The 24,758-nt window shown below is 52.3% G+C and carries 21 protein-coding genes; 16 read left to right on the forward strand and 5 right to left on the reverse strand.

Translation table 11 applies throughout. The annotated features are described in order from the left end of the window. Window positions 1-225: 225 nt before the first annotated feature. The 10 genes from rpsB (at window position 226) to dxr (ending at window position 10,135) form a co-directional block, all read left to right on the forward strand. Window positions 226-1,023 carry a 30S ribosomal protein S2 gene (gene rpsB / locus HF984_RS03490; protein ID WP_168614294.1) on the forward strand — a complete coding sequence of 266 codons (798 nt, stop codon included), beginning with the start codon at window positions 226-228 and terminating at the stop codon, window positions 1,021-1,023. A 122-nt stretch (window positions 1,024-1,145) separates the two neighbouring features. Then, a complete protein-coding gene (tsf, locus tag HF984_RS03495; RefSeq protein WP_168614295.1) occupies window positions 1,146-1,976 on the forward strand; it encodes a translation elongation factor Ts in 831 nt (276 codons plus the stop codon). A gap of 210 nt (window positions 1,977-2,186) precedes the next feature. After that, window positions 2,187-2,906 carry a UMP kinase gene (gene pyrH, locus HF984_RS03500; RefSeq protein ID WP_400680767.1) on the forward strand — a complete coding sequence of 240 codons (720 nt, stop codon included), beginning with the start codon at window positions 2,187-2,189 and terminating at the stop codon, window positions 2,904-2,906. Between the two features lie 197 nt (window positions 2,907-3,103). Continuing rightward, complete coding sequence (gene frr, locus HF984_RS03505; protein ID WP_168614297.1) at window positions 3,104-3,661, forward strand: ribosome recycling factor; 558 nt, start codon at window positions 3,104-3,106, stop codon at window positions 3,659-3,661. A gap of 15 nt (window positions 3,662-3,676) precedes the next feature. Further along, entirely contained in the window at window positions 3,677-4,540 is an 864-nt protein-coding gene (locus tag HF984_RS03510; protein ID WP_228008055.1) for a phosphatidate cytidylyltransferase, read from the forward strand. 20 nt (window positions 4,541-4,560) lie between these two features. Continuing rightward, entirely contained in the window at window positions 4,561-5,148 is a 588-nt protein-coding gene (locus HF984_RS03515; RefSeq protein WP_168614298.1) for a DivIVA domain-containing protein, read from the forward strand. Between the two features lie 260 nt (window positions 5,149-5,408). After that, window positions 5,409-5,672, forward strand: a complete 264-nt coding sequence (locus HF984_RS03520; RefSeq protein WP_168614299.1) for a GlsB/YeaQ/YmgE family stress response membrane protein — start codon at window positions 5,409-5,411, stop codon at window positions 5,670-5,672. A gap of 154 nt (window positions 5,673-5,826) precedes the next feature. Continuing rightward, complete coding sequence (locus tag HF984_RS03525) at window positions 5,827-7,644, forward strand: ABC transporter transmembrane domain-containing protein (RefSeq protein WP_168614300.1); 1,818 nt, start codon at window positions 5,827-5,829, stop codon at window positions 7,642-7,644. Window positions 7,645-7,772: 128 nt separating this feature from the next. Beyond that, on the forward strand, window positions 7,773-8,783 hold the full coding sequence (locus tag HF984_RS03530) for an alpha/beta hydrolase (RefSeq protein ID WP_168614301.1): 1,011 nt from the start codon (window positions 7,773-7,775) through the stop codon (window positions 8,781-8,783). 35 nt (window positions 8,784-8,818) lie between these two features. Further along, entirely contained in the window at window positions 8,819-10,135 is a 1,317-nt protein-coding gene (dxr, locus tag HF984_RS03535) for a 1-deoxy-D-xylulose-5-phosphate reductoisomerase (RefSeq protein ID WP_168614302.1), read from the forward strand. A gap of 219 nt (window positions 10,136-10,354) precedes the next feature. On the opposite strand, the gene pflA is transcribed toward dxr, so the two are convergent. From pflA to pflB, 3 genes are read right to left on the reverse strand one after another with little or no spacing between them, the layout of a single operon-like run. Further along, window positions 10,355-11,221: a pyruvate formate-lyase-activating protein gene (gene pflA, locus HF984_RS03540; protein WP_168614303.1), complete on the reverse strand. Its 867-nt coding sequence runs from the start codon at window positions 11,219-11,221 to the stop codon at window positions 10,355-10,357. 8 nt (window positions 11,222-11,229) lie between these two features. After that, a complete protein-coding gene (gene grcA2 / locus HF984_RS11690) occupies window positions 11,230-11,484 on the reverse strand; it encodes an autonomous glycyl radical cofactor GrcA2 (protein WP_168614304.1) in 255 nt (84 codons plus the stop codon). A gap of 49 nt (window positions 11,485-11,533) precedes the next feature. Then, the gene (gene pflB, locus HF984_RS03550) at window positions 11,534-13,648 is read right to left on the reverse strand and encodes a formate C-acetyltransferase (protein ID WP_168614305.1); all 2,115 of its coding nucleotides are present in this window, start codon (window positions 13,646-13,648) and stop codon (window positions 11,534-11,536) included. Window positions 13,649-14,146: 498 nt separating this feature from the next. On the opposite strand from pflB, the gene HF984_RS03555 reads away from it, so the two are divergent. Next, window positions 14,147-15,490 (forward strand): M50 family metallopeptidase, encoded by a 1,344-nt coding sequence (locus tag HF984_RS03555; RefSeq protein ID WP_168614306.1) that lies wholly within the window; start codon window positions 14,147-14,149, stop codon window positions 15,488-15,490. Window positions 15,491-15,515: 25 nt separating this feature from the next. Here HF984_RS03555 and HF984_RS03560 read toward each other — a convergent pair whose 3' ends face one another. Continuing rightward, complete coding sequence (locus tag HF984_RS03560) at window positions 15,516-16,004, reverse strand: MOSC domain-containing protein (RefSeq protein WP_343947434.1); 489 nt, start codon at window positions 16,002-16,004, stop codon at window positions 15,516-15,518. A gap of 324 nt (window positions 16,005-16,328) precedes the next feature. On the opposite strand from HF984_RS03560, the gene ispG reads away from it, so the two are divergent. The 5 genes from ispG to HF984_RS03585 all read left to right on the forward strand — a co-directional run bounded on the left by ispG (window position 16,329) and on the right by HF984_RS03585 (window position 23,923). Next, window positions 16,329-17,492, forward strand: a complete 1,164-nt coding sequence (ispG, locus tag HF984_RS03565) for a flavodoxin-dependent (E)-4-hydroxy-3-methylbut-2-enyl-diphosphate synthase (RefSeq protein ID WP_168614308.1) — start codon at window positions 16,329-16,331, stop codon at window positions 17,490-17,492. Between the two features lie 204 nt (window positions 17,493-17,696). After that, on the forward strand, window positions 17,697-18,617 hold the full coding sequence (locus HF984_RS03570; protein WP_168614309.1) for a GNAT family N-acetyltransferase: 921 nt from the start codon (window positions 17,697-17,699) through the stop codon (window positions 18,615-18,617). A gap of 292 nt (window positions 18,618-18,909) precedes the next feature. Continuing rightward, window positions 18,910-20,853, forward strand: a complete 1,944-nt coding sequence (locus tag HF984_RS03575; protein WP_168614310.1) for a hypothetical protein — start codon at window positions 18,910-18,912, stop codon at window positions 20,851-20,853. Window positions 20,854-21,112: 259 nt separating this feature from the next. Continuing rightward, window positions 21,113-22,912 carry a proline--tRNA ligase gene (locus tag HF984_RS03580; protein ID WP_168614311.1) on the forward strand — a complete coding sequence of 600 codons (1,800 nt, stop codon included), beginning with the start codon at window positions 21,113-21,115 and terminating at the stop codon, window positions 22,910-22,912. A gap of 240 nt (window positions 22,913-23,152) precedes the next feature. Next, entirely contained in the window at window positions 23,153-23,923 is a 771-nt protein-coding gene (locus HF984_RS03585) for a TSUP family transporter (protein WP_210729555.1), read from the forward strand. On the opposite strand, the gene HF984_RS03590 is transcribed toward HF984_RS03585, so the two are convergent. Continuing rightward, the gene (locus tag HF984_RS03590; RefSeq protein ID WP_168614312.1) at window positions 23,920-24,756 is read right to left on the reverse strand and encodes a hypothetical protein; all 837 of its coding nucleotides are present in this window, start codon (window positions 24,754-24,756) and stop codon (window positions 23,920-23,922) included. The genes HF984_RS03585 and HF984_RS03590 overlap by 4 nt on opposite strands. Window positions 24,757-24,758 lie beyond the last annotated feature (2 nt).

The following is a 24,758-nucleotide window of genomic DNA, read 5'->3' on the forward strand; positions in this document are numbered from 1 at the left end:
ATCTCAGGGAGCTAGCTTATTCACAGCAGCTCATAAGAGACTTTCGGTCTGCTTAAAACTAAGCAGTGAAGGCTTGAAGATGAGTCCCATGAAAATTTTCAGGGGCCGTATCTGCGAGATTGCCAGGGGAACGAATAAGTTCCATGTAACCGATAACTACTATGCGCGCGGCAGATCTAGCCTGGAATCAGGGGACTGCCCGGCACCATCTCAAAAGGAGACGACATGCCCGTCGTAACTATGCGCCAGCTTCTGGACTCAGGCGTTCACTTTGGTCACCAGACCCGTCGCTGGAACCCCAAGATGAAGCGTTACATCTTCACCGAGCGTAACGGCATCTACATCATCGACCTGCAGCAGTCACTCGAATTCATCGACAAGGCTTACGAAGCAGTAAAGACCACCGTTGCACACGGCGGCACCGTACTGTTCGTTGGTACCAAGAAGCAGGCTCAGGAAGCAATTGCTGAGCAGGCAACCCGCGTTAACATGCCTTACGTTAACCACCGCTGGCTCGGTGGTATGCTCACCAACTTCGCAACCGTTTCAAAGCGTATCGACCGCATGAAGGAACTTGAGCAGCTGGACTTCGACGACGTAGCAGGCTCACAGTACACCAAGAAGGAACTCCTGCTTCTGCGTCGCGAGCACGAAAAGCTGGAGAAGACCCTCGGTGGTATCCGCAACCTCACCAAGGCCCCTTCACTCGTATGGATCGTTGACACCAAGAAGGAGCACCTCGCAGTAGACGAGGCTCAGAAGCTCAACATCCCCGTTGTTGCAATCCTCGACACCAACGCAGACCCGGACGAAGTTGCGTTCCCGATCCCCGGTAACGACGACTCAATCCGCTCCGTTAACCTGCTGACCCGCGTTATCGCAGACGCAGTTGCAGAAGGCCTGCTCGAGCGTAACAACAAGAAGGCTGGCAAGGCAGACTCAACCGAAGAGCCCATGGCTGAATGGGAAAAGGAACTGCTTGAGCAGCACGAAGCTGCAAAGTCAGAAGAGTCAGCTAAGTAATTTTGCTGAAAAATAAGACGGTGCCCAACCTCGCAAGGATGGGCGCCGTCTTATACTCGCAGTGGACGCTTACAAGCGTCCGCCCCACCAACCTTTGAACTAAAACAATCAAGGAGTTCACAATGGCGAACTACACCGCAGCAGACATCAAGGCACTGCGCGAAAAGACTGGCGCTGGCATGCTCGACGTCAAGAAGGCTCTTGACGAGGCTAACGGCGACCAGCAGAAGGCAATGGACATCATCCGCGTTAAGGGTCTCAAGGGCGTTACCAAGCGCGAAGGCCGTGCAACCGCAGAAGGCATCGTTGCAGCACGCGTTGAAAACGGCGTTGGCTACATGGTTGAAGTTAACTCAGAGACCGACTTCGTTGCTAAGTCAGAGCCCTTCATCGCTTTCGCTAACAACGTTCTTGAAGCAGCTATCTCAGCTAACGCTTCAACCCTTGAAGAACTCAAGGCAGCTACCGCAGACGGCAAGACCGTTGAAGAACTGACCACCGAAGCTGGCGCACTGCTGGGCGAGAAGGTTGTAGTTCGTCGCGTAGCACGCGTTGAGGGCGAAAACGTTGCAGTTTACCTGCACAAGACCTCAAAGGACCTGCCCGCACAGGTTGGCGTTCTGCTGGCTGTTACCGGTGAGAACACCGACGAGGTTGCTCACGACGTTGCAGTTCACATTGCTGCTATGTCACCGAAGTACCTCAACTCAGACGCTATTGCAGCTGAGGACATCGAGGCAGAAAAGCGCGTTGCTGAAGAAACCGCACGCGGCGAGGGCAAGCCTGAGCAGATCATCCCGAAGATCGTTGAAGGCAAGCTCAAGGCTTTCTACAAGGAAAACACCCTGCTCGATCAGGACTTCGCAAAGGACTCATCAAAGTCAGTTGAGAAGGTTCTGTCAGAAAACGGTGCAACCGCAACCGCTTTCGAGCGTTTCCGCGTAGGCGCATAAGTTTAGACAAACTTGTTACCTCAAATTTGTGGATGATTAACATGTGATTGTGCACAGATTTAGGGAAGACAAAGGGGAGTACCGCTTAAGGCGCTCCCCTTTGCCGTATGCTGTTCTAGAGCATGACTGTGCATTTTGCCCGGTTGATGCAAAAAATTTTTATCTACCGTTACACCACATGGAGGATTCGTGGCTGAAAACGCTTCAAACATCCACAAGGACGACACCGGTCGTCGTCGCGTTCTGCTGAAGCTCTCAGGCGAGGTTTTTGGCGGCGGCAAGGTTGGTATTGATACTGACGTTATCCGCGGTATCGCTGATCAGATTGCGGCTACCGTTGGTCAGGTTGAGACCTCTATCGTGATTGGTGGCGGTAACTTCTTCCGCGGTGCAGAACTGTCAACTGCGGGTATGGACCGTTCACGTGCTGACTACATGGGTATGCTAGGCACCGTGATGAACTCTTTGGCGTTGCAGGACTTCTTGGAGCAGGCTGGTATCGATACTCGCGTACAGTCAGCCATCACCATGCCGCAGGTCGCAGAGACTTACATCCCGCGTCGTGCAATCCGCCATATGCAAAAAGACCGCGTTGTGATCTTTGGTGCTGGTGCCGGTCTGCCTTATTTCTCGACCGATACCGTTGCGGCGCAGCGCGCACTGGAAATTCATGCGGATGAGGTTCTGGTTGCTAAGAACGGCGTGGACGGTATCTACACCGCTGACCCGAATAAGGATTCCAACGCTGAGCGCCTGTACAACCTCACCTACGATGACGCGCTGAAGCGCAACATCCGTGTGATGGATCAGACCGCGTTCTCGCTGTGCAAGGACAACAACGTAGCGATGCGTGTGTTTGGTATGCAGGGCGAAGGTAACGTAACTCGTGCAATTCTTGGTGAAGAAATGGGAACCCTGGTTACCAAGTAATAGCTACCGGTGAGGTGGCTACGCGTCCTTGCAGAACGTTGTTACCTTGAAAAACCTAGCTAATCAGCGACTTGATTGTCTAAAAGTAGCCCGGCCAGCGGTCGGGCTACTAGACTATTGAAAAGACTCTATGGTGAGTAGTAGATACTCGCCTCAACCTGTGGCTTTTCGCCACCGCACTATTGAAGGAGATCCCCGTGATCGAAGAAACCCTGGCTGATGCAGGCGAACGCATGGACAAGGCTGTAGAAGCCGCAAAGCACGAGTTTTCAAACGTTCGTACCGGACGTGCGAACCCTTCACTGTTTTCATCATTGACCGTCGATTACTACGGTGCACCTACTCCCTTGCAGCAGCTGGCGTCCTTCCAGACTCCTGAGGCACGTACTATCTTGATTACTCCTTACGATAAGAGTGCAATGAGTGCAATCGAGAAGGCTCTGCGCGACTCTGATCTCGGTGCAAACCCCTCAAATGACGGTAACGTGATTCGCATTGTGATGCCCGAGATGACCGAAGAGCGTCGCAAGGAATACATCAAGCTTGTCAGCCACAAGGCTGAGGATGCCCGTGTGGCAGTTCGTAACGCTCGCCGTAATGCTAAGTCTGCTATCGACAAGTTCGTGAAGGACGGCGAGATCGGTGAGGACGAGGGTACTCGCGCAGAGAAGGAACTCGACACTTTGACCAAGAAGCACGTTGAGACTGTGGATTCTCTGCTCAAGCACAAGGAAGCTGAGCTTCTCGAAGTTTAATCGAGGTCTTTGACTATGAGCAATATGCTCTCAACCGACACGGCTAAGGAACCTAAACCTTCCAAAGCCGGTCGAAACTTGCCTGCCGCTATTTCCGTCGGCGTTGTTCTCGGCGCCGGCCTAGCGGTGGGTTTGTTTTATGTTCCGGTTATTTTGGTAGTTCTCGCCGCCGCTGCGACTGCTGTAGGAGCGTGGGAAGTGACCCACGGTCTGAATCAAAAACGGGGAATGGGTATTCCTGTAATTCCGGCGGTGGTCGCGGCTGCGATTGTTCCTTTTTTTGCTTACTACGGTGGCGGACAGTGGCTTATTTTTGCTGTCGTAGCCTTTAGCTTGGTACTGATTGGCTGGCGAGCGTGCGGCCCGAAAAACGGCATGATTATGTCGATGATGGGTTCGATGTTTGTCATGAGCTGGGTGCCGCTGCTTATTTCGCTTGCGTTGTTGCTCTTTAGACAGGACGCAGGCGCTGGCAAGGTTTTCACCATTTTGATTATGGCTATTGGTAACGATACCTGGGGCTATATCGCGGGCGTGCTGTGGGGCAAGCATCCGATGGCTCCCAAGATTTCTCCGAAGAAAACCTGGGAGGGTTTTGCCGGCTCTATGGTGGGTTCCATCGTCGTTGGCGTTATCTGCATGTTTTTCTTGGGCGAGCCTTTGTGGTTCGGCTTTATCATCGCCTTCTTCTTGGTCATTGCCTCAACGGTAGGTGACCTTTCTGAGTCTATGGTGAAGCGAGAAATCGGCATCAAGGACATGAGTAATATCTTGCCCGGTCACGGAGGCGTGATGGACCGCTTGGATTCCATTGTGTTTGCGATTGCTGCAGGGTACGTGATTTTTGAACTGCTTGCGCCTTTCTCTACAAATCTCTAATAGTGAGGACTTCATTAGGTATGCCCGAAACCTCTCAGCGTATTAGCGAGTTTCGCGTGGTTGATGAGCGTGAGACTGGTTACAACATCGAAGCTGTTGATCAGTTCTTCACTGATTTAGCTAACGACTATGAACGCTTGCGTTCCGATGGTTCTCATGCAGGAATCACGACGGCACGTGCGATTCGCCAAAGCACCTTTCAACCGCAGAAAGGTGGCTATGCTGTAGCTGACGTGGATGCTGCTTTATCGCGTGTGGAGGATCGTTTTGCTGCCATTGAACGACGTTCTTTCATTGCGGAGCACGGGCGTGAGGCGTGGAGCGAGCACGTGGAGCAGATCGCTGAACTGCTGATGGGACGCTTGCGGCGAGAGGACGGGGAGCGCTTTAGGCGTCCTGCGCATCGTCTGACAAAGGGTTATCTCACTGAAGATGTTGATGCTTTGTGCAATCGTCTGATGCGTGAGTTTAAGACTTCGGATAACCTGAGCGCTGATGTGGTCAGAGGAGCTGTGTTTCGAAGTGCTACAGGTTCGCGTTGTTATGAGGAAACTCAGGTGGATGCCTTCTTGGATAAGTGCATTGAGTTGATTCACGACCTGAAGTAGTCTCTGTGCCGCTCTTGTCTGAATAAAACCTTGTTCGCAGGTATTACGAACTCGAAAAATTTACCTGTAAACCTTTTTGCTCTAGTGTGACGGAACAAAAACCCCCGATGCCACTGTGATGTATATAAATAAACATGCTGATGAATTTGTTCTAAAACAGCTTTGAAATCGGCGTCAAGGACAGTAAGCTTGTTTCTGTTATCAAGTATTTGTCGCCCAAATGGGTTACAAACTTTTACTTCATAGAAAGAAGATAAATCATGGGTGTTATTCTCGGTTGGATTATTCTCGGCCTCATTGCTGGTGCGCTTGCAAAGCTCATCATGCCCGGTAAGCAGGGTGGTGGCATCATCGTTACCATGATTCTCGGTATCGTAGGCGCACTGCTCGGTGGTTGGTTGGGTAGTTTCCTGCCCTTCTTGTCATCAAACACTGGCGGTCTTGGTCTTGGCTCAATCATCACCTCAGTAATTGGTGCTTTGATTGTTCTGTGGATCTACGGCCTGGTTACCAAGCGCCGCTAAATCCTAGCTTTTTCAAAAGCCCCCGTTCTCGTTTGAGGACGGGGGCTTTTGCTATGTCCTCTATGGTCAAGCTAACCCGTTGCACGCTGGCAATAGCTAACCTTGCGGTGGCAGAGTTTAATGTACACACAACTAATGTCTTGAAAGAAGAATCGTGAAGAGTATTTTCCGCATCATGAGGGCAACCCATACTCTGTGGCCCTATTACACCGGTATTATAGTCTGCTCAATTTTGATGTCGGTGACTTCACTGGCTAGCCCCTTCATTATTAAGGGTGCTACTGATGCTGTTGTAAATTCAGTCAATGGAACCGAGCAGACGCCGATGAGTGTCATTGTCTGGTTTGCGGTGGCGTATTTTGCCGCTCAGCTGTTCAACACGGTAATCACCAATGTGGGTGGTTTTCTCGGAGACGTGATGAGCCAGAAAATGCGCACCATCCTCTCCACTCGCTATTTTGAAAAGCTGCTGGTGCTACCGCAAAGCTACTTTGACTCAGAGCTAACCGGTACTATCATTTCGCGCCTTAATCGTTCGATCACCGAGGTGACGAACTTCGTGAAGATGTTCTCTAATACCTTCTTCACGATGATTATTACTACTATCGCGGTGATTGGTATTAGCGGTTGGTACTACTGGCCGCTGGCGCTTTTGCTGGTCATTATTTTTCCCACCTACTTATGGTTGACCTCAAAAACCAGCGAAAAATGGCAGGTATGGGAGGCTGAGAAGAACAAGAATATCGACATCGCATCCGGCCGCTTCAACGAGGTAATCGGCCAGGTTCGAGTGGTGAAATCATTTGGACAGGAACGACGCGAGTTGGGTTTGTTCAAAAAGCATTTCAACAAGACTATTGGTCTCACACAGGCGCAGTCATCGTTCTGGCACCGCATGGACGTTGCTCGCCGCGGTTTCTTAGATCTCGTCTTCTTTGGTCTCTATCTCATGATTTTTCTGCGCACCCTGGCCGGTGATTTCACCATCGGTGACATGGTGCTGTTGATTCAGCTCATGGGCATGGCAGTCCAGCCGATCTCTTCATTGAGCTGGGTAGTGGATACCGCTCAGCGCGCCATCGCAGGTTCCAAAGACTACTTTGAGGTCATGGAGCTTGCCCCTGATCAGCGTGCACTAGCCCTGGTTGCAAGTACTTCTGGCTCGCAAAAATCGCAGCCCCTCAAAACATTAGCTGGAGACGACCTCATCCGATTTGAGAACGTAGCCTTTGGGTATGAAGGCGAAGCGAACGTCCTCAACGACATCAACCTGTCGGTCAAGCGTGGTGAAAAAATTGCTTTTGTGGGTGAATCCGGTGGCGGTAAATCAACGCTCATGGCTTTGCTTGAAGGTCTTTATGATCCTCGCGACGGCAAAGTGGTTGTAGATGATGATGTCATTGAGAGCGCTGACCTTGAAAAATTGCGTTCGCGCATCGGCATGGTGTTCCAGGACGCATCACTATTCTCCGGTACTATCGCCGAAAATATTGCCTACTCGCGTCCTGAAGCAACCCGCGAAGAAATTATCCGTGCCGCAGAAAAGGCGAACGCGCATGCCTTTATTGAAAAATTTGCGGACGGTTACGACTCGCTGATCGGTGAGCGAGGCCTTAAGCTGTCGGGTGGTCAGAAGCAGCGCATTGCGGTTGCGCGTGCGATTCTCAAAGACGCTCCTATTCTGATCTTGGATGAGGCAACATCTGCGCTTGATACCAAGGCTGAACGCGCGGTTCAGGCCGGATTGGATGAGTTGATGGTGGGGCGTACCTCTCTGATTATTGCGCACCGTCTCTCAACTATTTCTGCAGTCGATCGAATCGTCACGCTCAAAGACGGCAATATCGATGAGGTCGGCACTCCTGATGAGCTGGCGCGTTCGGGCGGTATTTACGCTGAGCTGCTGAGCCTGCAGGATTCAGGGAAGAAGGCTGATAAGAAGCGCCTGAAAAATTATGACATTGTGAGCTAGTTGAAATTGCCCCGTTGTGAAAATAGCGGGGCATTTTTGATAAGGACTCTGTGTTTTCAGGTGGTTCTCAGCTTGTTCTTTTACGCTAGTAATTGCAGTTACTGTAGATACTTCATGGAAGGGGATACATGAAAACTAAAATTCTAGCTACAGCTTTAGTCGCTACAGGCGCTGGATTTGCTCGCAAGCGTCATTTTGAAAAAGTGGATGCAGTAGCACCCTCATTACGCCACCCTCTGCTCTATATGCCTGTCAGCGGCCTCACGAAAATATCGTCCTTGCTTCCTGCCCCGCAACGCAACTGGATGCCCGTTGCACCAGCTGCAGCAGGCGTCCGAGTACAGGAGGTAACACCCGACTATCTGGAACACACTGCGCCCACCGGCTTCCTCAATATTCCCGAACACATTACCGGTGACGGCGCAGTGTTGTGGATTCACGGTGGCGGACATGTGATTGCTACGGCTGGCGCTAATCAGGCCTACCCCTCAAAGCTCGCACAAGAACTAGGTGTTCCCGTCTTCAGCCCCGAGTATCGCAATGCCGGTGAAGCCCCGTTTCCCGCTGACCTAGAGGATGTTTATACTGCTCTGCACTGGTTTCAGGAAAATGCTGAACATTACGGCATTAATCCCGCCAAAATTGCAGTCTCTGGTTCAAGTGCCGGTGGCGGGTTAGCCGCTGCAGTCGTCAACAAAGCATTTGACGAAGGTCATCCGGTGAACTTCCAAGCACTGATTTACCCCATGCTCGATGACCGCGCTGTGCTTCGTAAAGACGATGAAAGACGCGGGAACTTTGTATGGACGCGCACCGACAACGAGTACGCATGGCGAACCTACCTCAACCGCGAGCCCGGTGGCCCCGGAATTCACGAATATGCGGCACCGGCACGACGTGAGAATCTAGCCGGACTGCCTGCAACATGGATTGGGGTAGGGGAATTAGACCTGTTCTATGAAGAGGATCTTGCCTACGCTCAGCGACTGAAAGAAGCTGGCGTAAACGTTCAAACCCACGTTGAACCGGGCATGTACCACGGGGCCGATGTTCTTGTGCCGCGCGCTACTAGCACTCAAAGCTTCAACGCAAGTCTGCTCAAAGCACTCCGTGATTTTTTCGTGGAGCCATCTGAATAAAAACCGTTGAGCGCGTCGCGTGAGATACTAGAGTCATGAAATTTGGCGCAACAACACCTGACTTTGGCTCACGCGATGCCCTTACCCCGGAACTCAGTAAGTTCGTGGGAGAAGGGCGCACCGTTACGATTCTTGGTTCAACCGGTTCTATTGGCACCCAAGCAATGGATGTCATTCGACACGTCGCTCATCTTTCCGGTGCCACCGTTGATAGCGCGGATGCGCCTTTGAAAGTTGTGGCGCTTGCCGCTGGCACATCGTCGCTACAGCTACTAGCTGAGCAGGCAGTTGAAACCCGTGTGAAGCTGGTCGCTACCTCAGGCGACGCTGAAGCGGCCCGCACACTCAGCGAACTCATCGCAGGGCTAGCAAGCGCAGCCAATATCGCCTATCAGCCGCACATCGTTCACGGTCAGGACGCGGCAACTGAAGCCGCGAGATTCGGCGCCGACGTGGTTCTCAACGGAATTACCGGTTCAATCGGTCTCGCGCCCACCCTGGCTGCTCTAGAGTCTGGTCAGCAGGTTGCTCTGGCTAACAAAGAGTCCCTCATCGCCGGTGGACGCTTGGTGAGAGCAGCCGTTGACTCGTCGCCGCTAGAGCAAGCGCTCATTCCCGTGGATTCTGAGCACTCCGCGCTTGCACAGGCACTGGCATCCGGTACTGACCGTGAGGTTGATCGTCTGATTCTTACGGCCTCGGGTGGCCCTTTCCGCGGCATGAGTTACGAGCAACTACGCGATGTAACACCGAAGCAAGCGCTAGCCCACCCCACGTGGGATATGGGATTGGTAGTTACCACTAACTCGGCGTCCATGGTGAATAAGGCTCTTGAAGTTCTTGAAGCCCACCACCTGTTTGGCGTTGATCTTGCCCGCATCGACGTGACGGTGCACCGTCAATCCATTGTCCATTCCATGGTGCAGTTTGTGGATGGCTCAACCATCGCTCAAGCATCACCGCCCACCATGCTTCTACCCATCGCCCTAGGACTGACTTGGCCGCACCGCGTCCCCGGTGTAGCTTCATCCTGCGATTGGTCAACTGCATCTGAGTGGACCTTTGAACCGCTTGATAACAAAGCTTTCCCCGCAGTAGGCATGATTAAGGACGCTGGTAAACGTGCCGGTACCTTTCCCGCCGTTTTCAACGCTGCCAACGAAGAAGCCGTGGCGGCTTTCCACGCTGGCACCATCCGCTTTACCGACATCATCGACACCGTAGGCAAAGTGCTTGACGAACACGAAAACTCAGACGCTAAAACTGAGGACGCAGACCTCACATTGGATGCGGTGTTGCATGCTGAACAGTGGGCACGAGCTCGCGCCAATGAAATGCTGGGACTCTCTTAGACATTCGCCCAGGAAATTTTAGAGCTTTTGCAATCACATAGGATGCGGGATGCCAGCAGTCCCTCTCGCGGATTCGCGTTGGGCGCTCTCCGCGATTCACATTAGCCGCGAGCCAGCTGGCATCCCCGCATACCATGTGAACTGGCCGCCAGCTGAATGAGTAATGCCCCGGCTACTTTTCTCACGTAGCCGGGGCATAATTTTTTACAGAGAGACGCTTTAGTAAACCTCTAGACCGCGTGCGCGGAACTGGTCGCGGATGCGTTCAGTTTCTTCTTTCGAGGGCGGCTGGACGTCCTTGAGCTCGTAGTTGATACCCAGGGACTCCCATTTATCGGTGCCCATTTGGTGAAAAGGAAGAACCTCAACGCGCTTGACCGCATTGGGCCAGCGGCACACAATATCGGCTACTTTCTCAACATTCTCATAAGAATCCGTGTAGCCGGGCACAGCTACAAAACGAATCCACACGTCCTTACCCAACGCATTGAGACGGTCACCAAAGTCGATGGTGGGCTGTAACTCGCGTCCTGTGACCTTCTTATAGGTGTCCTCATCGCCGGACTTCACATCGAGAAGCACCAGATCAACGTAGTCCAAGAACTCGTCGGTGACGGTGCGTCCAAGATACCCCGAAGTATCGATGCAAGTGTGAATACCCAACGATTTTGCACTAATCAGAAGGTTCTCAGCGAAGGCACGTTGCATAAGAACTTCGCCGCCAGAGATAGTGATTCCGCCGCCGGTTGATTTGAAGACCTTACGATAACGCTTGACCTTTTTGAGCAGCTCATCGATCATAATCGGTTTGCCGTCTCGCATCTGAAAAGTATCGGGGTTATGGCAGTAGACGCAACGCAACGGGCATCCGTTCATGAACACTGTCATGCGGGTGCCCGGCCCGTCCACAGCGGTTACAAGCTCCCAAGAATGGATGGAGCCGAGCTTACCTTCGCGCATCAACTGTAGCTGTGATGAGCGCTCAAGATCGGTCATCTCACCCAAACCCCAGGTGCCAGCCCCGGATTGGCGAGACTCCGGGGGAGCAAAATCTTGTTCCCCCGGAGCCTGAACATCAATAGACATAGATGAAATTAAGCGCCCTGGTGGAAGGTGCGTGAGAGAACGTCCATCTGCTGCTCGCGGGTAAGGCGAACAAAGTTGACGGCGTAACCTGAAACGCGAACGGTGAGGTTCGGGTAGTTCTCAGGGTTCTCCATAGCGTCAAGCAAGGTGTCCTTGTTCAACACATTGATGTTTGCGTGGTACAGGCCCTTGCTGTCTGCGGGCTTTGCCTCGCGGTTTGCCTTCATTGATGCAAGGCGCTCTTCGTAAGTCTTTACTGCCATGATATGACCTTCTTTCTAAATGAATATTTTGTGTAAGAACTACTAGAAACTAGTCTTCTTCCGGAACGAATCCGGCGTCCAAGATGCCAACGAGGTTCTTGACCTGTTCGTCCTTGGTGCGGCCCAACGCGGTCGGGGTGATCGTGTTGGTCAGCGAGATACCGTCGAGAGCGTCGTCGTAGTCGAGCTTGCCAACGGAGAGCATTGACGCCACCATGCCGTGGGTGTCTTTGCCGTTCTCGGGGTTTGCACCGGGGGAGAACGGGGTGCCTGCGCGGTGACCTGATGGGAAGTTACCGGTTGCCTTACCGTAGACAACGTTTGAGGTAATGGTCAGAACCGACTGGGTGGGGATTGCGTCGCGGTAGAGCGGGATTGCCTTGATCTTGCTCATGACGGTGTGGACGATGGTTGCAGCGATATCGTCTGCGCGGTCGTCGTCGTTGCCGTAGGCGGGGAAGTCGCCTTCGGTCTTGTAGTCAACAATCAGACCGGTCTCGTCGCGAATGGGGGTTACCTTCGCGTACTTGATAGCTGATAGTGAGTCAGCGACGATTGACAGACCAGCGATGCCACAACCCATTGCACGGATGATGTCTGAGTCGTGCAGAGCCATCTCGATGGATTCGTAGGCGTACTTGTCGTGGCTGTAGTGAATGATATTCAAAGCCTCAACGTAGGTGCCGATAACCCAGTCAAGCATGTGCTCATACTTGTTCCAGACTTCATCGAAGTCAAGGGGACCGTCGCCCGTGATGGGCTCGTAACCCTCAACAACCTGCTTGCCGCTCATCTCATCGCGTCCACCGTTCATGGCGTACAGCAAAGCCTTAGCAGCGTTGACGCGAGCGCCGAAGAACTGCATCTGCTTGCCGACCTTCATGGGCGATACGCAGCAGGCGATTGCGGCGTCGTCGCCCCAGTGTTGGCGAATCTGCGGGTCTGACTCGTACTGAATCGACGAGGTTTCGATAGAAATTGCCGAGCAGAATTCCTTGTAGCCATCGGGCAGGTTCTCGTCCCAGAAGATGGTGATGTTGGGCTCAGGCGCGGGGCCGAGGTTGCGAAGAGTCTGCAGTAGACGGAATGAAGTCTTGGTGACTAGGGTGCGACCGTCGTCTGAGAAGCCACCGTCTGACCAGGTTGCCCAGTAGGGGTCACCTGAGAAGATTTGATCGTAATCGATGGTGCGCAGGAAGCGGGTGATACGCAACTTGATGACGAGTGCGTCGATCATTTCCTGTGCGTCGGACTCGGTGATGGTGCCTTCTGCAAGGTCACGCTCAAAGTAGGCATCCAAGAAACCTGAGAGGCGACCAATGGACATTGCAGCGCCGTCCTGAGACTTAACTGATGCCAGGTAACCGAAGTAGGTCCACTGAACAGCTTCTTGTGCATTCTTAGCGGGGCCTGAGATATCAAAGCCGTACTTTGATGCCATGTTCTTCAGGCGCTTGAGGGCCTTGATTTGCTCTGAGTGTTCTTCGCGGTAGCGTGCCCAGTGTTCTGAGAAGCCCTTGTCGGCCACTGAATCCTTAGCGCGTTCCTTGTCGGCGATGAGGGCATCTACACCGTAGAGAGCTACACGACGGTAGTCACCGATGATGCGACCGCGACCGTAAGCATCGGGCAGGCCGGTGATGATGTGTGAAGAACGTGCCGCGCGGATGCGGGGAGTGTAGATATCGAAGACTGCCTCGTTGTGAGTCTTGCGGTACTCGGTGAAGATTTTCTTAACGTTTTCGTTAGGTTCTTTGCCGGCCTCGCGGATTGCGGTTTCGACCATGCGCCAGCCACCGTAGGGCATCATAGCGCGCTTGAGGGGAACATCGGTCTGCAAACCAACGATAACGTCGTCGTCCTCTGAAATGTAGCCAGCACCGAAAGCATCAATCTCTGCGGGGGTTTCGGTATCTACATCGTAAACACGCTGCTTGCGTTCTACGGAGAGGAACTTCTTCTCGAGAGTGTCCCACACACGCAGGGTCTTTTCGGTAGGACCTGCGAGGAAGGAAGCGTCGCCTTCGAAGGGGGTGTAGTTCTTGAGAATGAAGTCGCGTACCTCAACGCCGCGCTTCCATTCGCCGTCTGCGAAGTTACGCCACGCGTCAGCAAACTCGGGACGAATCAACAGGTCTTCGTCGATGTGAGCTTGTGCAGTCATTGTGCTGATTGCTCCTTTTTCTTCTGTCCGTTGTGCGGGCATGTGTAGAGGAATATCTTGCTTAAAACACTAGGGGTTCTGAAGGTAAAAATAAAGGCGGAAAGAAATCTTGACAGCCTGTTGTTTTGTTGCTTGATTTTTAAAAATATGGCTCTGACTAGTTGTTTTGTAATTTTTTGAGAAGGGTCGCGGTGGAACGTTGAGGGTGCGTACGGAAAAAATATCAAATATGAAGTAAAGGTTATTTCTACACAAAAAATTGGGTGAAACTGACCTAAACTTTGAGGTGAACATGACCTAAAGTACCTGTGGAATATAGGTCACAGCAGTCTGTAACCCGGCTCATAACATTCGCGTATATCAAGCTTTCGCCCCGATGCTATAAAGCTAGTTTTCAGCTGCTCATCTTAGGATGAAAGCTCTGACTCTAGTTCCACAGACGCTATGTACTAGAGTATGGCTAGTTAGAAGCGTGAAAACTGAGACCGTAGGGGCGCAATGGGCATCTTGCTATTTATTATTGGTGTCATCATCATGGCAGTGGCGATTGGTGCATCGATCGGTTTGCATGAGATTGGGCATCTTGTGCCCGCCAAAAAGTTTGGCGTTCGCGTGCCTCAGTACATGATTGGCTTTGGTAAAACCCTGTTTTCTGTTCGCAGGGGAGAAACCGAATACGGGTTCAAGCTGATTCCGCTGGGCGGCTATATTTCAATGATTGGAATGTATCCGCCTGCAAAAACCGGTGAGGGACTGCGCACCAGTACCACCGGCCCCTTTAGTCAGCTCATCGAGGACGCCCGTGCGGTTGACCACGAACGCATCAGCGAAACCGATGAGAACAGGGTTTTTTATAAGCTACCCATTTATAAGCGCATCATTATTATGCTGGGCGGACCGGTGATGAACCTACTCATCGGCGTAGTGTGTGTAGCGATTTTGATTCTTGGTTTTGGTAGTGCACAGCCCACCACCACGGTGTCATCGGTGAGTCAGTGCGTTAAAACTGTTTCATCGGAGCAGGAGAATAATGCTACCGCAGCGTGCGCTGAGAGCGACCCGAAAGCCCCAGCCGCTGCAGCCGGTCTAAAAGCTGGAGATGTGATTACCCGTTTTGCGGGGCAACATATTTCAAGCTGGAACCAGCTGACCGATGAAATTAAAACTCACGCCAACCAGAGCGTTGAGGTGACCGTGCTTCGTGACGGTAAAACTGAGAACCTCACCATCGAACCGATGCTCACTGCGCGTCCTGTTATGAATGAGACGACCGGAACCTATGAGAAAAATGAGGACGGTAGCTACAAGACCACCGATGTTGGCTTTATTGGTGTCTCCCCGTCAACCGAGCTGGTGCCCGGCACTGCCGGAGATATTCTGCCGACCGTTGGGGAGCAGATGAAGAGCATCTACTCCAGCGTCCTCCGCCTGCCCGCGCGTGTTTTTGAAACCGCCAGGGTGCTGGTGACGAACGGTGAGCGAGGCGTTAATGGCCCCATGTCAGTTGTGGGTGTTGGGCGCATCGCCGGAGAGATTGCATCCACCGACCAGATTAATCTCAAAGAAAAAGCAGCCACGCTGGTGTCGATGATTGGCACGCTCAATCTTTTTCTTTTTGCTCTCAACCTTGTGCCGTTGCTACCTCTTGACGGTGGTCATGTACTCGGCGCGCTGTGGGAAGGTGTTCGTAAGTTGTTTGCGCGCTTGTTTGGGCGACAGAATCCGGGACCGTTTGATGCCGCTAAGCTCCTGCCACTGACATTTGTGGTTGCAGGTGCGTTCGGGCTGATGTCGCTGATTCTCATTACCGCAGATATCTTCAAGCCCATTACTTTGCTGTAGAAAGCTAAGCCGCGAAATCTAAAAACTAAGAAATGAGCTTCACCAATTGCCGGTGGTGATGCTCCGGCAGACAATGGGCAGCAACGACATCTTGTGCGATGTTCTTGTTGCCCATTTTTGCCGCGAATACCATACCCATGGTGATCCCGTGCTCAGGTCTATCGTGAAAAACAATGTGGTGCTTGGGTTCGATAATTCCAGGTGCGAGAACCCTGGCATATGCCCCGCAGTCACCGTGAGCAGTGAAAGTTTTCACCCAGCCCTGGCGCTCAAGCCACATTGCAAAGGTTCTGCATGGCTGTCGTGGCACGCTCACTTCGAGAACGGCTGTGCCTACTGAAAATCGCTGATTGATTAAAACCTCCGACCAGTTCACTCCAACAGTTGTAAGGTTCTCACCAAACATTCCGTTGGCGTAATTCACGTCCCCTTGCTCAGACCAGAAATCTAGTTCTTCGCGCGCAAAGATATAGACCGCTTTGTCGGCGCCACCATGATGCTTTGCGTTGCCCACCAAGTCGCCTTCTACTCCTGACCCGTCACCGTAACGCGGGCCTGGCGCAAAAACGCTAATGGAGTCGACCGCTACCTTGTGAATCCCGGTGGGGCGATGCGGCTGATCAGGTGCGGGAAAAGGATGCGCGATATTAGTCGACACAATATGAGGGGTGGTTGTTCTTACGGGGGTCTCAAAGCTCATATACGGCATTGTAAATGTGCCTGTGGTGAAAGAGTCGTAGCTTCGTCTTCTTAAAATCGAGCTAACTGGTGCACAATAGAAGTTGACTCAATACGTATGCTTTGTGGCTACGTATAAAAATACTTTTGGAGGAACGCTTTGACCTCGGTCAATCTAGGAATGCCTGCACCCCCGCCGCCCGTTCTGGCACCGCGTCGTAAGACTCGCCAGTTCAACGTTGGTTCAGTTGGCGTTGGCTCAGAATCGCCCATTTCAGTGCAGTCAATGACTACCACCAAAACTCACGATATTGGTGCTACTTTGCAGCAGATCGCTGAGCTCACCGCAGCCGGTTGCGACATTGTTCGCGTGGCATGCCCCACCGATAAGGACGCAGAGGCTCTGCCTATTATCGCTCAGCAGTCACAGATTCCTGTCATTGCTGATATCCACTTCCAGCCCAAGTACGTTTATGCTGCTATTGAAGCTGGATGCGGCGCTGTGCGCGTTAACCCCGGTAACATTCGTAAGTTCGATGACCAGGTTAAAGAAATCGCACAGATGGCTAAAGACCACGGCACCTCAATCCGCATTGGTGTGAATGGCGGTTCTTTGGACAAGCGTTTGCTGGAAAAGTACGGACGCGCTACCCCCGAGGCTCTCGTTGAGTCTGCTGTGTGGGAGGCATCCTTGTTCGAAGAACACGGCTTCCACGATTTCAAGATTTCAGTCAAACACAATGACCCCGTCGTCATGGTTGAGGCATACCGTCAGCTGGCAGCAGCCGGCGACTGGCCCCTGCACCTGGGCGTGACTGAGGCTGGCCCCGCCTTCCAGGGCACCATCAAGAGCTCCACCGCATTTGGCGCTCTACTCTCTCAGGGCATCGGCGACACCATCCGCGTCTCGCTGTCTGCACCTCCCGTTGAAGAGGTCAAGGTTGGTTCGCAGATTCTCGAATCTTTGAACCTGCGCCCGCGCAAGCTCGATATCGTTTCTTGCCCCTCATGCGGTCGCGCTCAGGTGAACGTTTGGGAGCTGGCAGAAAAGGTCACCGAAGGTCTTGAAGGCATGAAGGTTCCGTTGCGCGTAGCCGTTATGGGTTGCGTTGTAAACGGTCCCGGCGAAGCACGCGAAGCAGACCTCGGCGTCGCATCCGGCAACGGTAAGGGACAGATCTTCGTCAAGGGCGAAGTTATCAAAACCGTTCCCGAAGATCAGATCGTCGAGACCCTGATTGAAGAAGCTAACCGTATTGCTGGCGAGATGGAAGCAAGCGGCGAATACGTTCCCGAAGGCTCTCCGTCAGTTAACATCAGCTAATACGCATTTTCATTCATCGCAGAGGCCACCGGCACATCTATGAAATCTACACCTACGCGGTCGCAGACCGTCAGCATTCGTCCGCTCACTCATGAGCACCGGCAACAGCTGTGTAGATTGATAGATCGTGACCCGGTGGCCTCTGTTTTTAGCGCCGAACACTTAGCGAAGTTCGGTTTACCCGATGCTCAAAGGGCAACACGTATGCGTTCGCCTTTTGGTTTTATGGGGATTTTTGAAGCACCGAACGATGCTGCGGCTCCGGCAGAAAACAGCGCACTGGCTTTGGGGGCAGCTATTCCTCGTGCTTTACGTCAGATGGCTCAAGTGTTTGCGCGTCCTCTCCCTTTCTCGCCCGAATCTGTGGTGAATACTCAGGACGCTCCTGCCGATTCCATCGCGCCAGTTGAAGAAAAGCTGGTGGGTGCTTTCTGGCTGGGCGGAAACTGCGTCCCGGTGGATATTCCTGAGCAGTATATTCCCGATGTAGCGGCCTTTATTTCTCAGCATCATCGTCAGATCGCATCTATCTTTGGTGCGGCAGATACCGTACTGCCGCTGTGGGAAAAAGCAGAACCCGCCTTCAAAAATGTGCTCGATATTAGGGCACAACAACCACTCTTATACCTTCCGCCGCAACGAAGCATCAGCCACTCACGCGACCTTTACCGCCAGGGCTTGCCCGCACCTCAGATCTCTAAGGGCGTGCGCTTTGCCCGAGAGTCTGACAACAAGACCTTGCTGCAAGCATCCGTAGCAATGTTCACCGAAGAAGTGGGCTACGACCCGATGACTCGCGATTCTATCGGCTATACGCGACGCGTCCACGATTTTATTGCCGAGCGCAGAACCGTAGTGGCAGTCAACGCCGAAGACGTTGTCGTCTTCAAAACCGATGTGGGCATCGCAGCTGGTGACGTCTGTCAGCTTCAGGGAGTCTGGTTACACCCTGCTTATCGTGGCTTTGGGCTTTCCGCCCCATTGCTTGTTCAGGCCTGTGAGCTGTTACGGCCTCGGTATCCCCACATCAGCTTGTACGTGAATGACTACAATGTGCGAGCCCGCGCGCTCTATGCCCGCGTAGGTTTTGAGCAAGCAGATACTTTCGCCACCGTCCTCTTTTAGTTGTAGGTAGTTTAGTTGTTTGAAACGCAAAAATATTTACAGCAATAAAGGCACATTACCTTCCTCGTAAAACTAAAGTTAAGATGTAGAACTACGAGGTAAAAACACTTTTACCGAACCACTATTACCGAACCACTCATTTTCCAATCGATAAAGTACCTAGTGATAGTTGATTACATTTCACTTCTACAGCGAATTGGATCTACATCTATATCCCCGTTTCCTCAATAGCCTTTTTGAGTCGTGACACCATAGATGTATGAGTCTGTGCGTTCACACAGCAAGAGGAAAAATGAAAAACATATTCACCTTGACCAGCTCAATCATAGCTATTGCGACGATGGCGTTAACCATGACTCCAGAGGTCGCTCAGGCATCAACTTTCCAACTAACACCTGAGAAAAACTTGATTACCGAAGCCTGGCAACAAAACCCAAAGAAGTATGGCCAAGCAACGTCACCTGAAGAGTGCATCACTGGTTCTGGCTGTGCGCAGACCTTCGAAAATGCCGTTATAACCTGGAGCGAAAACACAGGTGTGCAAGTACTTAACGAGGCAAAATACGTTGTTGCCTATACGCAGGCCGGCGGCCTCAAAACTTTAGGTGTTCTCGAATCTGGCTCATGGAACCATAGTTATTGTGGAGCTTCCGTTACAACTAAAAACCGCAAGAACCACAATCGTTGGTTGGTGGTGTTGGAAGACGGCAAAGGCACCATGGGTACTGCTATTGATCTTAACTCTGAAGCAGGCAAAAAATGGAAGTCAGAGCGTGCAGACACTCAAAAATGCTTTCCTACATCAGAGGTAAAAAACCACGATTGGGCAGAAAATGAAAGTTTTCAGCGAATCGTTGGAGAATACGCAGACACCATTCCTGTCACACTAGGAAAGCTCAAAGAGCCTCTGCACGCAATTGACGATACTCTAGCTATTCAACGCCACGAATACGGTTCGATCATGTTCAATAAGAGCACAGGACAAACTGTACCTATAGAGAATGCGGCACTCGACCACTACCTGAACAACCGATCAGAATACGGTCTTCCAATCAGAGGGCAGATGAACAGCGACTTTGACTCTTCTCTCGGTTTGCACAAACCAAGTATCATTACGTGGTTTGCTTCAGATGCTAACAACGAAAAGAGCTTGTGGGCACAAGACGGATCACTGTACACCATGGAACTAAAAAATAATCATGGAGGTTCAAAGCAGTCTCAAAGCAACCAGGTGAGAGTTTCTTCGGCAACTAATTCTCGACCCGGCGTAGCAAACCTTCCTGAGGCTCTGGCACAATCATCTATTCCCCATTATGTTGAAACACTGAAATCAGTGGATTTAGGGCAGGCAATTGACGAGATTCATCCTGTTGTAGATGAAAAACCAGTCGATAAAACGTATTACGTGCAGAACTATTCCAAGGGTTATACAGTTCTTTTCAGCGAGGGTGAAGACCAAGTCGGAGTTATGCCGACTGTAGCCTTTAAACTAGCCCTTGAAAAAAACGTGTTGGTGGGTACCGATATTCTCACTACTGAGTTCATCAGCGGTGACGGAGATAAAGCTCCCGAGATGCTGACTTACTTTACTCGCCGCGGATTTTTGGCGTGTGGTGTCGGGGGATCCAAGAGCGGTTTCGCGCTTCGACTAGCAGATGACCAGAAGACTTTGGTTCAAACCGACTGGGAACTTGCAGAAACTGCTTCAAGGGGCTGTGCTCCCTCATTGACTCAAAGCGAACGCCCTGTAGAGATTCCCCAAGAACTTATGCAACGTGAATCTTCTGAAACAGGTCCTGTAGATACAACAGTAGATTGGTCCCGGGGGCATGCCGCGCGTCGTCAACAGGCACTGTACTTTTTTGATAATAATACCAAAGAACGCTGGATTGTAGCTGCTGATAGCAATGGCACACCTTTACCTGGAGCCCGCGCCTTCAAGACCACCTTATTTGACGCAGGATACACTGGACCTAGCTATGATCTGGCCTTTGGTAACGATGAGTTTAAGGAATGGATCGGTCACTGGGGCTATCCTTCCTACACTGATATGAGTCTGCTGGGTGTTCCTATAGCTGAGGAAAAGATAGATTTTGTTGATGGAGCAAAGATTCTGAGCCAGGAATTTGAGTCTGGAACTCTATCCTTCAACTTTTCGACCCGTGAGTACTCAATCAACTGGAACGAAAACGGTCTTGCTAAAAAGGCTTGGTACGACGCTCTGAACATCAAATAACAACTGACAAATAACCAATGTATGACGCCGCCAGTTCGCATGAGTGTACTGGGGCGTCATGCATTTAAAAATAATCTGGTGCATATCTGGGGCATCTTATTAGTTCCGACGCGTCCTTTTATCTTTCCAATAGGCTGAAAATCTAGATATTGCACGCGCTTGTGTAAGGCGCGGTAGAATACTAGAGATTATGCCCTCGCGGCGCTGAGTCAGCGTCAGGACGCGGGGGAGTACCCCAGACAGAACGGAAAGATCTACGGTGGCTCTTCGCCTTTCAAACCTTTTCCTGCGCACTTTGCGTGAAGACCCGGTTGACGCCGAGGTTGCAAGCCATAAGCTGCTCGTTCGAGCAGGCTACATTCGTCGTGCCGCACCCGGTGTGTATTCTTGGTTGCCCTTGGGCCTGAAGGTTCTGAGCAAGGTCGAGAACATCGTCCGCGAAGAAATGAACGCTATTGGCGCTCAGGAAGTTCATTTCCCAGCTCTTCTTCCGCGTGAACCGTACGAGGCAACCAACCGTTGGGACGAGTACGGCGATAACCTCTTCCGTTTGAAGGACCGTAAGGGAGCGGACATGTTGCTGGCTCCCACCCATGAAGAGATGTTCACTCTTTTGGTGAAGGACCTGTACTCGTCTTACAAAGACTTGCCGGTGTACCTCTACCAGATTCAGACCAAGTACCGTGATGAGGCACGTCCCCGTGCTGGTCTGTTGCGCGGCCGTGAATTCATCATGAAGGACTCCTACTCCTTCAACATTGACGACGAAGGTTTGGACGAGGCATACCTGGCTCACCGTGCCGCTTACCAGCGCATCTTCGAGCGTCTCGGGCTTGAAATTGCTATCGTCAAGGCACAGTCAGGCGCTATGGGCGGCTCCCGTTCAGAAGAGTTCTTGCACCCCACTCCCGTCGGTGAAGATACCTTCGTGCGTAGCGAGGGCGGTTATGCAGCTAACGTTGAGGCTGTGACCACCGTTGTTCCTGAGCCCAAGGATGCGTCCAACACTCCCGTGGCACAGGTGCACGACACCCCGGATTCACCGACCATCGAAACCTTGGTTGATCAGTCCAATGCACTGCACCCGCGCGATGACCGTGCGTGGACCGCTGCAGATACCCTCAAGAACGTTATCGTTGCTGTCATCGACCCGCAGGGCGAGCGTCGACTGGTGGCTATTGGTCTGCCCGGTGACCGCGCAGTTGATATGGGACGCGTTGAGGTTAACATCGGTTCACTGCTGGGTATCGGCGGCGAAGTTGAGGTTGAAGCTGCAACCGACGATGACCTGAAGAAGTTCCCACAGCTGGTCAAGGGCTACATTGGCCCCGGCCTCACCCTGGATGAGAAGTTGCTGGGCGCAGAATCTGCAACTGAGATTCCTTACTTCCTCGACCCCCGCGTCGTTGACGGCACTGACTGGATTACCGGCGCAAACGGGTACGGTAAGCACGTCTACTACCTGGTGGCAGGACGTGACTTCACCGCTGACGGCGTGATCGAAGCATCCGAGGTGCGCGAAGGCGATCCTGCACCCGATGGATCCGGCCCTCTTCAGGCGGCACGCGGCATCGAGATGGGCCACATCTTCCAGCTGGGACGCAAGTACGCTGAGGCACTGGGACTTAAGGTTCTTGACCAGAACGGCAAGCTACAGACCGTGACTATGGGCTCCTACGGTGTAGGTGTGACCCGTGCGCTGGCAGCAATTGCTGAGGGCAACCACGATGACAAGGGTCTGATTTGGCCCCGCAACCTTGCTCCTGCAGACGTTCACGTTGTTATTACCGGCAAGGGTGAAGAAATCTTCTCGTACGGTGATGAGCTGGTGGCTGAACTCGAAGCACAGGGCCTTGAAGTCATGGTGGACGATCGTCCCAAGACCTCGCCCGGTGTAAAGTTCGGCGACGCTGAGTTGCTGGGCGTGCCCACCATCGTTGTCATTGGACGCGGTTACAAGGACGGCAAGCTGGAACTGAAGGACCGTCGCAGCGGTGAAGCTCGCGATATTGAGGTAGCTCATGCTGCCGCAGAAATCGTGGCTGAGGTACGCGGCTAAACCTTCCCGTATAGATTCATAGGCCAGACCCCGGGTTCGAAGGAACCCGGGGTCTTTTGACAAGGCAAAACAAGTGTAACGTTAGCGACCTACTGAAAGAGGCACGCCAGCTGACTTCCCTTGAACGCAAGCTATGAGCCAGTTGTTTGGCGAGTCCCCTCTACCAGCGCCCATATTTGCTTTCCGTCATACTCCGCCACAAATTCTTGGCCGGCGCGAGCATCCGATATTTTGGGGTGCATGGAAGCTCTTGACCCCACTACCATCGTTTTACTCGTTATCGCCGCTCTCTTTGCAGGCTGGGTAGACGCAGTAGTAGGTGGCGGAGGGCTAATTCAGCTTCCCGCAGTACTGCTGGTGCCGGGTCTTTCTCCAGTCCAGGCGTTGGCTGTCAATAAGCTGAGTTCTTTCATGGGAACTCTGACTAGCGCAATTACGTACTATCGCAGAACCACTAGCGATATTAGAACTGCCTTGCCAATGGCAGCGGTAGCGCTGGTAGCGAGTTTTTGTGGCGCAGTTGTTGCCACTGTGATTCCTGCCGAAGTCTTTACCCCCATCATCATGGTGGCGCTCTTTGCGGTGTTGCTTTTCACTATTTTCAAACCGAACGCCGGTGAGCTGACGGCTTTGAAATTCTTAGGTAAAAAGCACATCATTTTTGCGTTGATGATTGGTGCGGGTATTGGCTTTTACGACGGCATTTTGGGGCCGGGCACCGGCTCGTTTTTGATGATTGCCATGATGACTGTGCTGGGCTATTCCATGTTGCAGTCGGCGGCTCAGACAAAGATTGTTAATACTGCAACCAACTTGGGTGCGCTGATTCTCTTTGCGTTAGGCGGGCATCAGGTGTGGATGCTGGGCTTTGCGATGGGGATTGCGAATATGCTGGGCGGTTATCTGGGTGCCCGCACCGCGATTTCTCGCGGCACCGGTTTTATTAGGGTTCTTATGATGTGCGTGGTGAGCGCACTGATTCTCAAGCTTGGCTACGATTTAGTTTTTTAGAATTCGGTGGCGGCGAGTACGGCGTTGGCACGGGCACTGCGGAAGTTTTCTCCGCTGAATTTCTCATCGCCCAGGAATGCTAGAGCATTGTCGTGAATACGAGTTTCTAGAGAGTCGAAGGAAGCGCTGGGGGAGTCGTTCGACAAGTCGTAGCCGGGGAGTTGTGCGATAGGCGCTACTGCACATTCGGTGCTGGTTCGCAGGTTTTCGCTGATATTTTGTGCTTCTTGGCCCCGCGATTCGATGCGCTGCGCGAGCGCGCTATCGATGTTATCTACATCGGCGCGAGCATTTGTTACGGAAGCTAGGTAGCCCGCGGCGTCCAAAGACTGCACGAGGGCGGTGAAGGAGTCTGTGCCTTCAGCGGTCTGCTGGTCCTCAGCGTTTTTCTCTTCTGCCGGGCAGGTAGCGTTCGAAGCGGCATCCTTAACGGATACGAGTGCTTGAGAAGCGCTGAAGCCGTTGAGCTTCTGGGTATCGGCGAAATCGAGCCACTGCGCCGTGAAATCTGTCGCTAGGGCGCGTGCAGATGCGTCAGAGGAATTCACAGAAATATCGGTTGCTGACGAGATGACGTCAGTGATGCCGGAGCTTAAACCGTCGGATGCGTGAGCCTCCACATCGGTAAATGCGGCGTCGGGAAGCTGAGATTTTTGTTGGTTGAGCATTTCATCGAGACTTTTTTTCGCCTGTGTATCGCTGATAGCAACAGATGAAAGGTTCTCAATCTGCTGAGCAAGCTGACGCTCATCGGCAAGCTGATCCTGAAGCGACTGTTTTTTCTGCGTTGAAAAAATACCAGTGGCCAGCAAAATTACCGTCAACACAGCCAAAA

Source organism: Rothia terrae, from assembly GCF_012396615.1.
Classification (GTDB): Bacteria; Actinomycetota; Actinomycetes; order Actinomycetales; family Micrococcaceae; genus Rothia; species Rothia terrae.